Genomic DNA, 15,406 nt, shown 5'->3' with positions numbered 1-15,406 from the left:
CATAACTCAGCTTACCTTTTCCGCTGACGACGTCGGAAAAACACGCAGACAATCGATCACCAAAATACGGAACACTTAGGTCCAGCAATCGCAATGCCTAACTCTCTAAATAAGCAGGTCTTTCACCCTAGGCTCACGCGAACAAAGAGTCTTATGGCGAACGTCGGCGAAATAATTTGCGGGAAACGGCAAGGCATTTCGACACACGCCTCAGAGACCGAAAGCTTCTAATAATTGATTTGCAAAAGGGCCTGCAGGCACAGTCTACAGACTTACCATGCAATGAACACCCGAGAAGCTAAATGAACGCTTAGTGAGCCATCGCAGGAGGGGGTCGCAAGGTGAAATCGACATACACCATAGTGGCAACTTTCACGGCCTGCCCATCCGCAGTGTATGGCCTGTAGCGCCAATGGCGCACAGCGTCGATCGCCGCGCCGCGCAGGGAGGGAGGCCCCTTGACCACATGTAACGTTTCAATCGAACCGCTCCTCGATATCGTAGCCTGCAACGCTACCTGCCCCTCGATGTGATCCATCCGAGCTTGTGGAGGATACTGAGGCCTGGGTGCCGAAATTAAATATCCTTCCATTACATTAGCGGGGACATACCTGACTGTGGGCCGATTGGGACCAGCCTGATCCCCGGATGCGCCCTTCGAGGAGGCTCCATCGGATGCAATTGAATGTGGAGTTGTAGCTCCGACTGCACTCTCTGTAACGCCGGGATGAGACTCGATTGCGGGAGAAGAAGGTGACGGCCCTGTAGCCGATGACGTTGAACTCGAGACTGCGGGTGTTGCAACGCCCTGTCCGGAATGAATCAAGAAAAAGATCGCCGTGCCAATCACTACCAGAGCTAGAAAAATCCAGAGAGCAATGGTGCTCTTTCCTCTGTCGGTGCCATAAGTAAAAGTTGGAGAGGAGAATTCATCCTCCTCAGGATGAGATTCAGCGAGAGAGGCTGAATGCAAGAATACGGCGCGCCCCCGATTTGGCAGTTCTGGATCAGATATGGGTATATCAACTACATTGGATTGTCCAACCTTGGAGGGCTTGCTAGTCCCGATGTCACGATGCACAAGCGGTTCAAGCCCCACAGATGCCAGTGCAGGCGGAAGCCCAGGTGTAGGTGCTATTTTACTGATTCGCTGCTCAATGGAGTCCAGATGATGTTTGACCTGCTCCGTACTGCTTTCCAGACGAGAAAGCGTCTGGCGAAGTTCATTGGAAATGTCAATCAAACTACTACGATCGTCGGTGCTGCTGCCCCCAGTAGATATGGGCAGAGAGATCCGTACCGACGTCGGTTCCTCAGCAGGAACACGCTGCTTCGTCGGCGGTTGGGGTCGGGGGGAGATTGGCCGGGACGCTGCGCCGAACTGCCTCCAGCAACCGGTGCCCAGGAGGAACTCCATCAAGGTTCTTGTCGGCCCAGTGATGTCGGCGTTGGTTTCCGTAACCGAGGGGCCGCCAACAGATGCAGCGATGATACTCATCATATCTGTGAGAAGGAGTTCATCGTTCGCTCGTTTCACCACCGATTTGACCCATGCCGAAAGTTCCAATCGAAACTGGCTGCTGCTGTCCAGGGTTCTTGCAAATTCGAAGAGGTCGTTAGGCGAGCCATGCCTGATGTGATTGATATCGAGTAGAGAGCCGAGCTCCGTGACATGACTGCCGAAGCGCTGGGTCGTCTCCTGTGTGTCTAGAAAGAAAGACATCTGAGTATGATGGATCCCGCTTTAATAATGGTTGCGTGTGAAGTCGAGTAAATCGAGTCTCCTCGTAAATTGACGTGTATCCACAGATAGAAATTGGACTACACCTGTTGCTGAACCCGCTAACAAGCCAGGATCGAAAAAGTCCGTCAAGAAACTCAGGCCAACTTCCAGAATCCGGAAACTGGTCTGAATTATTGTTTAGCTGACAGACTCAACCTCTCTAATACACGTCTCTCTGATACCGCTTCTGTTTCTTCATTGCCGCCAGATACTCTGTCGCATGATCAAGCGTCCCGTTCGACCCCCTGGCGATCACATCCAGCAGAGCTGTCTCCACATCCTTCGCCATACGCGTCGCGTCTCCGCAGACATAGAAATAGGCGCCGCGCTCCAGCCACGCGTACAACTCCGCGGCCTTCTCCTGCATGCGATCCTGAACATAGACCTTCTTTGCCTGATCCCGTGAAAATGCCGTATCCAGATGGGTCAGCACGCCATCCTTGTGCATCTTCTGCAGTTGGTCCTTATACAGAAAATCCAGCGCCTCTCGCTGTTCGCCGAAGAAGAGCCAGTTGTCGCCCGGTTCGCCTTTGGCCTGCCGCTCTTCGAGAAAGGCGCGGAACGGCGCAATGCCGGTTCCCGGTCCAATCATAATGACGGGAGCTGACGTGTCTTCCGGCAGCCGGAAGTTGCCATTCGCATGAAGGAAGATCGGCATCTTCACACCCACGCCGGCGCGGTCGCCGAGATGGCCGCTCGCCACTCCCTGGCGGGTGCGGCCGTGCGCGTCATACCGAACCACCCGCACCGTCGTCTGCACATTGTCCTTGTGCATTGCCTGGCTCGAAGCAATGGAGTACATCCGCGGCGTCAGCCGTTGCAGCACATGGAACAGCTCTTGCGGATCTTTCACCACATGCGGAAAATCCGTCGCGAGGTCAACAAATTCGCGTCCCCAGCAATACTCCTCTGCGCGCGCCTTGTGCTCCGGGCCGACCATCACCTTCAGCCCTTCAATCTCGGGGGCCAGCTTTGCGTACTGGTTCACGCTGCCACGCGCCAGCTTTCCGATACCCAGCCGCGTCCGCAGCGCCTCCTCGAGACTGATCTCGACCTTATAGTGGTCGAGCACACGCTCATCACCCTTGAAACCCAGCGCCGCCAAAACCTCTGCAACGGCTTCAGGGCGATTTTCGGGGATAATCCCGACCGCATCTCCGGGGGTATAAGTCATTCCCTCTTCGAGCGATAATTCGACATGCCGAGTTTCTTTTTCCGATCCCTCAGCCGTCAATAGCTCGTTTACAGTAACCGTCGAAGAATACGGATTATTGCGTGTGTACTTCGGCGCGTGCGTCTGCGCTCCCTTAGCTTCCTGCTCCAAAACCTCAGTCATCCTTAAATGATAAAAGGTAATGGCGATTCCGCAAAATACATTCGTACGAGGCTGCCCATTTACGGCAGCCGAAACACAATTCCCGTGCTCAGCGTCTTCGGAACGAAGCTGTCGCCGAGTCCCGCAAGCCTGCCATAGCTGAACTCCACCGCCCGCCAATCCAACCTCGGCAAAATGGTAAAGTCAACACCACCAACAAACTGATAGGCAAATTTGGTCGACGAAGTCCGCGCTGTCCCTTGTCCGGTCTTCAAATGTCCGAAGCCACCCAACACCTCTCCATACGGCTTGAACGGCAAAACACGAGGCGTCACCGCAAGCCGCACTCCGCCCAGCAGGGTATCGAGCGTCTCGCTGGAATACGCTCCATTTGTGTTTCCACGACCCGCAAAGGTTCCTCGAACATCAAGCCCAGTGGCCAACAACCCATGTCCTGAGTCGTGATACAAACCGATCGTCGGTCCATACATCCACGACGTATTAGGAGCACTGAGCTTGGCCGCAGTGAACTCACCATAAATCGCCGTCTGCGCGCGTGCCATTCCAGCGAGTCCCAACGTCATCATCCCCAGCAAACACATTTTGAAATATCTCTGATTCATCTACCAAGTTTAACCCTGGCGAATCACCCTGTCTTTCGCAGGAACCCGATGGATAACCCTCTCAATAAACGCAGAAGCCTCGCGCGGGTCGCTCCCAATGCAAAATCCTTGCAAGTGCCGTCAGCTACAATCGCAGTGTGCGCCGCCTTCTGGCACTTTCGCTGTTGCTGCTCTTCAGCTTTCCGCTGGTGTCACCTCTACTTGCGCTCTCCACAAATTCAGACGCTAACCTGCCAGCCTGTTGCCGCCGCAATGGAGTTCATCACTGCCAGATGAAGATGCGGCGGTCGAACATCTCCGCCCATCAGGTCACAATCTCCACTCTTTCGACGAAGTGCCCTTTCTATCCCAAACCAGCCACCTTGGTCCGGCATAATGATGCCCGGCTTAATGCCACTGCGCGTCTGCTTCGTGAATCAGTTCATCACGCCACAATCAAGGCGCCTATCTACGCTCACGTCCGGATTGTGCTCGACACGGCATGGCAAAAGCGGGGCCCTCCCACGCAAGCCTCCTAGTCTCTGAAGCCGATCTGACTCCGCTTCGTTCGCCCGTGCAACTCAAGGTTCCGATACTGATGGAACGCCTCAGCGAACCCGAATCACCTCCAGTCATCGGCTAAAGCCAATCTCCAACTATCGCTGCATCGGGTCGCTCGTGCGCCGCCTTCTCTCCCTCTCGCTGCTGTTGCTGTTCACGCTGCCGCTGGTCTCGCCGCTCTTCACGGCGTCTGCGGTAGATGCGAACGTGCCCGTCTGCTGCCGCCGCGACGGCAAGCACCATTGCATGATGGCCAAGCTAGCGCAGCGTTCCGCCAGCGACACCGGCCAAGCACACACCGTAAGCATTCAAGAGACCTGCCCCTACAACCTCTTCACGGTCATAGCGATCAATCTTCCCTTCGTCTCCGACGAGGTTCAGACAGCAGTCTCCGCAGACACAGTCAGCATTCGGACTAACCTGCCCCAAACAGAAGCTCCCTTTAGCCTCTCCCCTGACCGTTCCCACCAGAAGCGCGGCCCTCCTTCACCGATCCTCTCCCGCTCCTAAGCGCAGGAAATGGACAGTGCGGCATGCCACAAGAATTGTCCGCCGCACCCGAACCACCGGAGGAATCAGTGCAGCTTCTTAAGCATCACCTTGCAGTCATCGCATTTATCTTTGCAGCTATCGCAATAGCCGGCGCGCAGCAAACCGTCAACAATGCCTCTCTCAGCGGCAGGGTAACCGACCCATCGGGCGCAGTCATCGCCGGCGCGCACGTCACGGCAACCCAGACAGCAACCAACTTCTCTCGCACGACCTCAACCAGCAAAGACGGACGTTTCCGCTTTCCCTATCTCTCCCTTGGCACTTACAACGTCCTGGTCCATCAACAAGGTTTCGCCGAAGCGAACCGCTCCATCACCCTCACCGTCGGCGCTGATTTCGACCTGCAAATCTCACTCGCCCTTGCCGGAACCCAAACCTCAGTCAACGTATCCAGCCAACCCCCGATACTGGAAACCAACCGAAGCGAAGTAGCCAATACAATCTCACCCGGAGAGATCCAAAACCTCTCTTTACTCGGCCGCAACTTCCTCGACCTCGCTCTTCTCGTCCCCGGCGTCTCCGCCACCAACACTGCCAGCACTCAACTCTTCGCCGAAACATCCGCCGTTCCCGGCCAGGGCATCTCCATCGGCAGCCAGCGCAACTTCTCCAACAGCTTCGTCGTCGACGGTCTCTCTGCCAATGACGACGCGGCCGGACTCACCGGAACCTTCTATGCCCTCGACGTCGTCCGCGAGTTTCAGGTCGTCACCTCCGGCGGTCAGGCTGAGTTCGGCCGCGCCCTCGGCGGCTACATCAACATGGTGACCAAGAGCGGTACCAACGCACTCCACGGCAGTCTCTACGGCTACCTGCGCAATCAACGCCTTAACGCCGACAACGCTCTCTCGCAAAGCAAACTCCCCATCACGCAAGCCCAATACGGAGCCAGCCTCGCCGGCCCAATCCTGCGCAATCGCACCTTCTACTTCGCCAATTTTGAGCGCAAGCAGCTCAATCAGGACGGCCTTATCACCATCGCTCCCGCCAACGTTGCCGCCATCAACAGCCACCTCCAAACCATCGGATACCAAGGTCCACAGATCACCACCGGGCTTTACTCCAACCCAATCCGCACCAATAACATCTTCGCCAAGATCGACCATCACCTCAACGATAGCGACCAACTCAGCGCGCGTTACAGTCTTTATGAAGTAGAGAGTCAGAACTCACGAGGCGTCGGTGGATTAAGCGCCGTCAGTGCCGCCGCGTCGCTCCACGATCTCGACCAGACCATAGCCATCAGCAATATCTTCACCATCTCTCCTCGCACCGTCAACGAAACTCGCGGCCAGTTCACTCGAAGCAACCTGACCGCGCTGCCCAACGATGCCATCGGTCCCGCCGTCAGCATCTCCGGCATTGCATCCTTCGGCACACTCTCCGCGTCGCCCACCGGACGACTCGACAATCTCTACGAAGTAGTCGACAACCTCTCTCATCAGACAGGCAATCACTCCCTGCGAGTCGGTACGGACTTCCTCTTCAACGACCTCACCATCACCTTCCCCATGTCCAACCGAGGCAGCTACTCCTTTTCGTCTCTCAGTAACTTCCTCAACGGAACCTATAACAACTCCGGATATACGCAATCCTTCGGCAACCCCATCGTCCCTCAGACCAACCCCAACCTCGGCCTCTACGCGCAGGACGAGTGGAAACTCACACCATCCCTCACCTTCAACGCCGGTCTGCGCTACGATCTGCAATTCCTGAAATCCATCGCCACCGACACCAACAATATCTCCCCGCGCCTCGGCTTTGCCTGGTCACCCTTTACTCACCGCACCACCGTCGTGCGCGGCAGCTATGGCATCTTTTACGATCGAGTTCCCTTGCGACCGCTCTCAAACGCGCTCCAGTCCAGCGGCAACACAACCAACATCAACAGCTCGACGTTCGTCACCGTCAGCGTCTCACCCACGCAAACCGGAGCCCCCGCCTTCCCCAACATTCTCACTACGCTCCCCACCGGAGTTCTGGTCAACTTCACGACGATGGCCCCACATATCCAGAACGCATACTCTGAACAGGCCAGCCTCGAAGTCGAGCAGCAACTCAACGCCAGCAGCACTCTGAGCATAAGCTACCAGCACCTGCGCGGGCTCCATCTACTAGCCTCCATCAACCAGAACACTCCCACCTGCATCGCCACCGGCAACAACAACGGCTGCCGCCCCAACGCCGCCTACGGTAACAACAAGCAGTACCAGTCCGCAGGCGACTCCTACTACGATGGCCTCTCCGTCTCCTTCCAGCAAAAGCCCACACGCTGGGGTGCCTATCGCATCTCCTACAACTGGTCAAAGGCTATTGACGACGTGGGTGAGTTCTTCTTCAGCTCTCCTATCAATAACTTTGACATAGCTGAAGACCGCGGTTTCTCCGACGACGACCAGCGAAACCGCCTCGTCTTTGATGGCACCATTCATAGCTCGATGAACCCATCACACAGCCTATGGAGCCACCTCTCCAACGGCTTCCTCCTCAGCACCATGCTTCAGTACTATTCGCCGCTCCCCCTCAACATCACTACAGGAACCAACAGCATTCAGGGCACAACGTTGCGCCCCTGCGTGCCCGGCATCACCAATTGCACCCGTGCGCTACCCGGAACTGTCATCGCACGCAACTCCGGTGTAGGCTTCAACTTCTTCAACATGAACACCCGTCTTAGCCGTACCTTTCCACTTGGCAACCGCTTCCGTCTCGAAGCCATCGCCGAAGCCTTCAACGCACTCAACCACCGCAACGACCTTATCCCCAACGGGACCTTCGGCACAGGCACGTACCCCAACGCATCCAACTCCAGCTTCGGCCACCCAACCGCAGTCGGCGATCCCAGACAGGTCCAACTCGCAGCCCGCCTGAACTTCTAACAATCAAAAGGAAACGTGATGACCAGAAGCTCGATCAACCGCACCATTGCAATCAGTCTCACATTAGCGTTCCTGCTGATCATTGCGTTTCTTCTCTGGCAGTACACGCGGCCTCTCATCCAAACGCAGCACCAGGCCTTCGTCTTCGAACCCCATCCGCACGTACTCGGCATCGAGGCAAAACGTCCCATCATTGCCGCCACCGTCACCGGCGGCCTCTATCTCCTCGCCGTAGAAAAGACAGAACTCATCCTGCGCATGTCCCACGAGGCCGGAGAACACTGGATGCCTCCAACCACACTCAGTTCATCCGGCGAAACCGTAAACACCTCCGCAGAAAACGCTCCACAACTAGTCGCACATGGGATGTATGCCTTCGCACTCTGGCAGCAGAAAAACGACTCCGACGAAACTCAACTCGTAGAAGCCCGTTCTTCCGGCATGGGCACAACGCCGCCAGTGACGACCCTGGTCACCGACAAGCCAGCCACGGACAAGTCTTACTCCGGCTTCGCCACTCTCGCCGTCGCTCCCAACGGTGACGTCTACGCCGCATGGCTCGATGGCCGCGACAACACCTCAGGCTCCACCGGAACCTTCAATGTCTACCTGGCCCGCTCCACCGATCGCGGCGCGACCTTTCACCACAACGTAAAAGTAGCAACCCTCGCCTGTCCCTGCTGCCGTCCCTCGGTCGCCATCGCAGCCAACGGCAAGGTCTACGTCGCTTACCGCCATGTCTACGCCGACAACGAGCGGGACATTGCCGTCGCTACCTCCACCGATCACGGCGAACACTTCGGCGCGCCCGTCCGCATCGCCAACGATCGCTGGAAGCTCTTCGGCTGTCCCGAATCCGGCCCAGTCCTGGCAGTGCAGGGCGATAAGCTTATCGTCGCGTGGTACACCGCCACAGGCGGTCACCCCGGCATCCGCCTGACGTCGTCGAGCGATGGCGGCCAAACCTTCTCAAAAGAAATCTCCGTCAGCAAGGGCATCGAAGGTGCAAACCACCCCTATCTCTCCATGGCCGACGACGGCACCATCGCCCTCGTCTTCTCAGGTCGCCAATCCACAAAAAGCGGCGACTGGAACAGTCTCACTCCTTATGCACTCCGCATCGATACCAAAGGTCACGTCTCAGCGACAACCCACATCCCCGCCGACACGTCAGGAGAGCGCTACCCAACCGCCAGCCTCTCCCCTGACGGAGACATCTACGTAATCTGGAGCGGATCTGATGCTCCCCAGGCCGCGCTCATCCGCGGCGCCTCTCTATAAGCCAACGCACATAACTATTTGACAGCGCCGGGAGCGAAGTTCTATAAGCATCTCTAGCCACCACAAGCGAAATTATAATTTCACATATAAATAATACTGACAGGGGAACTCATGCAACGTAATCTCCGCACCGTCGTTCTTCTCCTGAGCGCTATCCTCGCCCTTCCAGCCTCTATCGCACAGACTCCAAAAGACCCTGCACAAAAAAGCATCCTCGAAACAATCGAATGGACATGGGCCGCGAAACCCGACAACCCCAATCCCGCGCTCCCCAACGTCCTTCTCCTCGGCGACTCCATCACCCGCGGCTACTATCCCGAGGTCACGAAACTGCTCGCCGGCCGCGCCAACTGTTATCTCTTCGCCACCTCCGCCGCCTCCGGCGATCCTCGCCTCATCCAGCAGGTAGACGACTACTTCGCAATGATGCCGCTGAAGTTTGCCGTCATTCACTTCAACAACGGAATGCACGGATGGAAGTACACCGAAGCCGCCTACGGCAGTTCCCTTCCCAAACTTGTTGAAGCTCTGCAAGCAAAATCCAATGGAGCAAAGTTAGTCTGGGCCACCACCACACCTGTCCACACGGCAGACTCCGGCGGAGCCACCAACCCGCGCATCGACCAGCGCAACGCAGAATCCCTCCGCACCATGCAGCGCTTTCATATCCCCATCGACGATCAGCACGCCCTCATGGCCGCTCACGACGACCTGCACAACGGCAGCGTTCACTACACCGAAGCAGGCAGCGCCGCACAGGCAAAACAAGTCCAGCAAATTATCGAAAAACTATTGTCGGCTCGTTAAAGAGCTCGCGACATCACCCTAAGAAACCTTCCACTTCGTATTCAGCATATTCAACTTGTCGTTCATCGAAACCTCAGGCTTCTTCGGAGCCTCCCGCTGTACGCGCTGCGCCGGTCCCATCAGCGCCTTCATCGAAAGTGCAATCCGCTTCGACTTCGCATCCGCGCTCAACACCTTCACCTTAACAATCTGTCCCGCTTTCACAGCCTCTGAAGGATCCTTAATAAACCGGTTCGACAACTCGCTGACATGCACCAGCCCATCCTGATGCACACCGATATCGACAAACGCGCCAAACTTCGTCACATTCGTCACCACGCCCTCCAGCACCATCTCCGGCTGTACATCGGCGAACTCCCGTACCGTTTCATTGAAGCTCGGCGCAACGAACTTGTCGCGAGGATCACGCCCCGGCTTCTTTAGCTCCTCAAGAATGTCCTTCAGCGTGTAAGTCCCTGCCGAAAGCTGCTTCGCATCCACCTTCGCCAGCAGCTCCGGCCTGCGAATCAGCTCGCCCACAGGAGCATCCAGCGACCGCGCAATCTCCTCCACCACTCCATACGACTCAGGATGCACCGCCGTCATATCCAGCGGATTTTCTCCATTGCGTATCCGCAAAAATCCCGCAGCCTGCTCAAACGTCTTCGCGCCAATCCCGGTAACTTTATTCAACTCGGCCCGCGAGCGAAACTGCCCATGCTCATTCCGATAGCTGACGATATTCAGCGCAGTCCGCTCCGTAATCCCCGAAACATAGCGCAGCAGCGTCCACGAAGAGGTATTCAAATCCACACCGACACGGTTCACGCAACTCTCAATCACCGTCTCCAGCGACTGCTGCAACTGCCGCTGATCGACGTCGTGCTGATACTGCCCCACACCAATCGACTTCGGATCGACCTTCACCAACTCCGACAGCGGATCCTGCAACCGCCGCGCAATCGAGATCGCGCCCCGCACCGTCAGATCAAGATCAGGAAACTCCTGCCGCGCAATATCCGAAGCCGAATAAATACTCGCGCCCGACTCGCTCACCGTCACCGAAAAGATATTGTCCAGCCGCCGCTCGCGTAGAAAGTCACGCACAAAAGCATCTGTCTCTCGCGAAGCCGTTCCATTACCAATCGCAATCGCACGAACATTGTGCTGCACCAGCAACTTCTCCAGCACCTTCGCCGCGCCATCCGCAGCGCCCTTCGACGTATGCAGATAAAGCACGTCATTCGCCAGAAACTTGCCAGTCTCATCCACCACGGCAACCTTGCAGCCAGTCCGCAGCCCAGGATCGATCCCCAGAATCGAAATCGGCCCTGCCGGAGGAGCCAGCAACAGATGATGCAAATTATCCCGAAAGACCTGAATCGCATCCGTCTCCGAACGTTTCTTCAATTCCAGCCGAAGCTCGCCTTGGATCGAAGGATTCAGCAGCCGCTTCCATGCGTCCTCGATCGCCAGCTCAAGCTGCGCCGTCCAATCTCCCTCTCTTCGCAGCACTCGCGCACGCATCACACCCAACGCCCGCAGAGGCTCCATCTCGATTAGAAAGTAAAGTACTGACTCGCTCTCACCCCGTCGCACTGCCAGCATTCTATGCGACGGAATCGTCTTCACCGGCTCACGATACTCGTAGTACATCTTGAACTTTTCCTGCTCATCCACCGCGTCCATCGCCTTACGGCTCACGATCACGCCTTCGTCAAACATCAGCTGCCGCAGCGCCTTTCGCAAGTCGGCATCCTCGCTCAATACCTCGGCAACAATATGTCGCGCACCCTCCAGCGCCTCGTCCACACTGTTCACTTCCTTCTCTGCATTCACAAACCCAGCAGCCAACTCAGCCAGTGACTGCGCCCCGCTCTCCTGCGCCATCAGATAAAGCGCCAGCGGCTCTAACCCCTTCTCTCGGGCAATCGTAGCCTTGGTCCGCCGCTTCGGCTTGTAAGGAAGATAAAGGTCCTCCAACTCGCTCTTATCCAAAGTGGCCTCGATGCGCGCCTTCAGATCATCCGTAAGCTTACCCTGCTCCAGAATGGAGGCCAGAATCGTCTCCCGCCGAGCCACCAGATCGCGAAAGTAAGCCAGCTTCTCCTCGATGTCGCGGATCTGAACCTCGTCAAGATTTCCGGTAGCTTCCTTCCGATACCGCGCAATAAAAGGGACAGTTCCACCCTCATTGAGCAGTTCAATCACAGCAACCAACCCACGCATGGGCACATTCAACGAAGTAGCGATATGAAGAAGAATTTCAGGGGAGAGGACTTTAGGATCGGCCATGGATATTCCCATCCTAGCGGTAAACCATCTGGAAAATCCGTTCTTACTCACCCGCGCTAAACTAAAGCTATGCTCGACGAAACAACGTTCCGCCGCGAATACGACCGCGCCCTCGAAGCTCTCAAGCAATCCCTCATCGTCGCCGAAGAGGACTCCGAGGCCTTCGAAGCCGAAGAGAACAACGGCGTGCTCAACATCGTCTTCGAAGACGGTACCAGCAAGTTCGTTCTCACGCCCAACACCCCCGTCCGCCAGCTCTGGATCTCCGCCACCTCCACCAGCTTCAAGCTCGAATGGTCCGAGGCCACCAGCGCCTTCGTCCTCCCCAAAACCGGAGAAGACCTGAAGACCCTCACACAACGCCTCCTGCGCGAGCACCTCAACGACGCAAGCATCACTCTCTCCTAATTCCCTGAATCTGAGACCCCCAATGAAGCTAATGCTCTCCTCGCTCGCCCTGCTGGCCACCATCACTGTAGCCTCCACCGCCCAGACTACAACCCATAAAACTACCGTCGTTCACCATCACCCCGCAACAACATCCCCTGTCCCCAAAATCCCGAGAGTGCCCGGAATTCCCAAGCCCCTCTACTCGCTGAAGTACATCGACATCATCATTGGCAAAGGCCCCATCGCCGAGACCCAGAAGTGGTACACGGTCCGCTACACCGGCTGGCTTCCTGATGGCACCAAGTTCGACTCCTCCTACGACCATCCCGGCGGCGAACCCATCAGCTTTCCTTACGGAGCCAAGCGAGTCATCATCGGCTGGGACACCGGCTTTGAAGGCATGCACGTCGGTGGCAAACGCCGTCTCTTCATCCCCTATCAGCTCGCCTACGGAGAAACAGGCCGCCCACCCGTCATTCCCGCCAAGTCCAACCTCGTCTTCGATGTCGAACTGGTAAGCATGTCCGACACCCAGCCGGAACCTCCTGCCCCCAAGCCCGCCGCCGCAGATTCCACATCGCAGCCCGAAGCCGGCTCCGCTCCGGCAGAATCACCCGCACAGGAGACCAAACCGGCCGCGGCAGCATCCGGTGCCCAGACCCAATCTTCTTCGCATCCAGAGGCCCTCTAATCGCGTCTAATCCGAGGCAACGTAAACCGACTGGCCCACCTAGACCAACGCTTATGCTCGAAAGACTCAGACCGCTCTTCCCCTACCTCCGGCGATACTGGAAAAGCCTCGCCTGGGGCGGCGTAGCTGTCATCTTCTACAACGTCATCAAAGTCCTCATCCCGCTTGTCATCGGCGGCGCAATCGACGACATGCAACATGGCCTCACCGAAGCCAAAGTCGTCCACCACGCACTCCGGCTTGTCGTAATTGCCGTATTATCCGCCATATTTCTTTACATCACACGACAGGTCATCATCGGCGCCTCACGTGACATCGAATACGACCTCCGCAACGATCTCTTCGCCAATCTCGAACGCCAGTCCGCCAGCTTCTTCCACACACACCGCACCGGCGACATCATGGCTCGCACGACCAACGATCTCAACGCCGTCCGGCAGCTTCTCGGCCCGGCCATCATGTACAGCGCCAATACCATCGTCTTCACCGCCGCCGCGCTGCCCTTCATGATTCGCATCAGCCCAAAGCTGACCCTCTATGCCTTCGTTCCCCTCCCCATCGCCTCGGTCCTGGTGCAATACTTCGGCGCGCGTATCCATCGCCGCTTCGAGCGCATCCAGGCCATGTTCTCTGACATTTCTGCCAAAGCGCAGGAGAACTTCTCAGGAGCCCGCCTCATCCGTGCCTTCGTTCAGGAAGAGGCCGAGATAGCCTCCTTTGAGACCGCCAACCAGGAATACATCCGTCGCAGCCTCTACCTCGTCCGTCTCATGGCCATGCTCTGGCCGACGCTTGAATTCGTCCTCGGCCTGTCGCTCATGATTACGCTGCTCGTAGGTGGTCACGAAGTCGTCTCCCACCGCATCTCAGTCGGTCAGTTCACCTCATTCATCGTCTACATGGTGCAGCTCACTTGGCCCATGATCGCCGTCGGCTGGGTCGTCAACCTCTTCCAGCGCGGCACCGCCTCAGTCGTCCGCATCGACGAACTCCTCAAGCAGAAGCCTTTGATAGCAGACGATCCAAACGCCACCGACAGCCCTATCACCGGCGACATCGAATTCCGCAATCTCACCTTCGCGTATCCCAACTCGGCCGACGTCCTGCACAACATCAACCTTCACATTCCTGCCGGCACCAGCCTGGCAATCGTCGGACCCACCGGCTCAGGCAAGTCAACCCTGGTTAGCCTCATCCCCCGCCTGCACGACGCACCACCCGGCTCGGTCCTCATCGACGGTCAACCCATTCGCCACTTCACGCTCGACGAACTTCGCAAGAGCATCGGGTTTGTCCCACAGGAGACATTTCTTTTCTCTGAGACCATCCGCAAAAACATTGCCTTTGGCAAGCCTGACGCCACCAGCGAAGAAGTGGAGGATGCCGCCAGCATCGCCCACATCAGCACCGAGATTCTAGAGTTCCCAAAAGGGTTCGATACCATGGTTGGTGAGCGCGGTGTGACGCTCTCCGGAGGGCAGAAACAGCGCACCTCCATCGCCCGCGCAGTCATCCGCGACCCCCGCATTCTCGTTCTCGACGATGCTCTTGCCAGCGTCGATACCTATACAGAAGAGCGCATCCTGAGCGGGCTGCGACAAGGCATGCGGGGCCGCACCACTGTCTTCATCTCGCATCGCATCTCCACTGCGCGCAACGCCGATCAGATCGCCGTGCTGGTCAACGGCCGCATCGCAGAACGAGGAACACACGATGAGTTGCTTGCACGAAATGGCTATTACACCAGCCTGTTTGAAAAGCAGCGGCTCGAAGAAGAATTATCCATCGCTACATAATTAAGCAAGCCAACGCGATACGACGGGTTCGCTCGTCGTGGTCTGAATCTCTGTGACCCGCACAAACTTCTCTTCTCTCGTCCGCAGTTCTCGGGGCAGTACCCTTCCCGCCTCCGGATCGCGAGCGACAATCACCCATGCATCGCGAACGTTCCGCACACAGGCAATCACCTCTTCAAACTGCTCCTTCGAGGCAATATGCGATGCCTCCAGCGTCATGGTGAACATCGCAGCATAGAAGTCGGCCAGCGACGACGCAACGCTCGCACCCACATCCGGGCGCAGCCGTGCCTGTAGATACATCAGGATATCGATCACCTTGTTCACGGCAACCCGCCGCCCGCGAACGTCTCCCTCTTCCACGCACTGCATCGCCCGATAAAGAAAGCGGATAGCCGCGTCATAGAGAGCGACCACAAGTTCCACCCCTGTCGCTCCTACTAAAGCCTGCTGCTGATAGCTCGTCTCATTCATG

13 protein-coding genes are annotated in these 15,406 nt (G+C 57.0%); 8 read left to right on the top strand and 5 right to left on the bottom strand.

Going from position 1 to position 15,406, the window contains the following annotated elements; translation table 11 throughout:
- Positions 1-310: 310 nt before the first annotated feature.
- The 3 genes from P4G45_RS05815 to P4G45_RS05805 form a co-directional block, all read right to left on the bottom strand.
- Entirely contained in the window at positions 311-538 is a 228-nt protein-coding gene (locus P4G45_RS05815; protein ID WP_373694162.1) for an energy transducer TonB, read from the bottom strand.
- Positions 539-1,943: 1,405 nt separating this feature from the next.
- Positions 1,944-3,119, bottom strand: coding sequence for an oxidoreductase (locus P4G45_RS05810; protein ID WP_348268733.1), 1,176 nt, complete (start codon positions 3,117-3,119; stop codon positions 1,944-1,946).
- A 59-nt stretch (positions 3,120-3,178) separates the two neighbouring features.
- The gene (locus tag P4G45_RS05805; RefSeq protein WP_348268732.1) at positions 3,179-3,676 is read right to left on the bottom strand and encodes a hypothetical protein; all 498 of its coding nucleotides are present in this window, start codon (positions 3,674-3,676) and stop codon (positions 3,179-3,181) included.
- A 182-nt stretch (positions 3,677-3,858) separates the two neighbouring features.
- On the opposite strand from P4G45_RS05805, the gene P4G45_RS05800 reads away from it, so the two are divergent.
- The 5 genes from P4G45_RS05800 to P4G45_RS05780 all read left to right on the top strand — a co-directional run bounded on the left by P4G45_RS05800 (position 3,859) and on the right by P4G45_RS05780 (position 9,780).
- A complete protein-coding gene (locus P4G45_RS05800; RefSeq protein WP_348268731.1) occupies positions 3,859-4,239 on the top strand; it encodes a hypothetical protein in 381 nt (126 codons plus the stop codon).
- 139 nt (positions 4,240-4,378) lie between these two features.
- The gene (locus P4G45_RS05795) at positions 4,379-4,771 is read left to right on the top strand and encodes a DUF2946 family protein (RefSeq protein ID WP_348268730.1); all 393 of its coding nucleotides are present in this window, start codon (positions 4,379-4,381) and stop codon (positions 4,769-4,771) included.
- A 68-nt stretch (positions 4,772-4,839) separates the two neighbouring features.
- A complete protein-coding gene (locus tag P4G45_RS05790) occupies positions 4,840-7,692 on the top strand; it encodes a carboxypeptidase regulatory-like domain-containing protein (RefSeq protein ID WP_348268729.1) in 2,853 nt (950 codons plus the stop codon).
- An 18-nt stretch (positions 7,693-7,710) separates the two neighbouring features.
- The gene (locus P4G45_RS05785; protein ID WP_348268728.1) at positions 7,711-8,973 is read left to right on the top strand and encodes a sialidase family protein; all 1,263 of its coding nucleotides are present in this window, start codon (positions 7,711-7,713) and stop codon (positions 8,971-8,973) included.
- A 111-nt stretch (positions 8,974-9,084) separates the two neighbouring features.
- A complete protein-coding gene (locus P4G45_RS05780; RefSeq protein ID WP_348268727.1) occupies positions 9,085-9,780 on the top strand; it encodes an SGNH/GDSL hydrolase family protein in 696 nt (231 codons plus the stop codon).
- An 18-nt stretch (positions 9,781-9,798) separates the two neighbouring features.
- On the opposite strand, the gene P4G45_RS05775 is transcribed toward P4G45_RS05780, so the two are convergent.
- The gene (locus tag P4G45_RS05775) at positions 9,799-12,054 is read right to left on the bottom strand and encodes a Tex family protein (RefSeq protein WP_348268726.1); all 2,256 of its coding nucleotides are present in this window, start codon (positions 12,052-12,054) and stop codon (positions 9,799-9,801) included.
- 69 nt (positions 12,055-12,123) lie between these two features.
- Here P4G45_RS05775 and cyaY point away from each other — a divergent pair, with 69 nt between their 5' ends.
- From cyaY to P4G45_RS05760, 3 genes are read left to right on the top strand one after another with little or no spacing between them, the layout of a single operon-like run.
- Complete coding sequence (cyaY, locus tag P4G45_RS05770) at positions 12,124-12,462, top strand: iron donor protein CyaY (RefSeq protein WP_348268725.1); 339 nt, start codon at positions 12,124-12,126, stop codon at positions 12,460-12,462.
- Positions 12,463-12,484: 22 nt separating this feature from the next.
- Positions 12,485-13,135, top strand: coding sequence for an FKBP-type peptidyl-prolyl cis-trans isomerase (locus P4G45_RS05765; protein ID WP_348268724.1), 651 nt, complete (start codon positions 12,485-12,487; stop codon positions 13,133-13,135).
- A gap of 53 nt (positions 13,136-13,188) precedes the next feature.
- Entirely contained in the window at positions 13,189-14,931 is a 1,743-nt protein-coding gene (locus P4G45_RS05760; protein WP_348268723.1) for an ABC transporter ATP-binding protein, read from the top strand.
- Here the strand turns inward: P4G45_RS05760 and fliS are convergent, their stop codons facing one another.
- Entirely contained in the window at positions 14,932-15,405 is a 474-nt protein-coding gene (gene fliS, locus P4G45_RS05755) for a flagellar export chaperone FliS (RefSeq protein ID WP_348268722.1), read from the bottom strand.
- Position 15,406 lies beyond the last annotated feature (1 nt).

The sequence above is a fragment of the Edaphobacter paludis genome, assembly GCF_039993895.1.
Classification (GTDB): Bacteria; Acidobacteriota; Terriglobia; order Terriglobales; family Acidobacteriaceae; genus Edaphobacter; species Edaphobacter paludis.
Note: the sequence above shows the minus strand (reverse complement) of the source record. Positions and strands in the feature narration are given on the sequence as shown.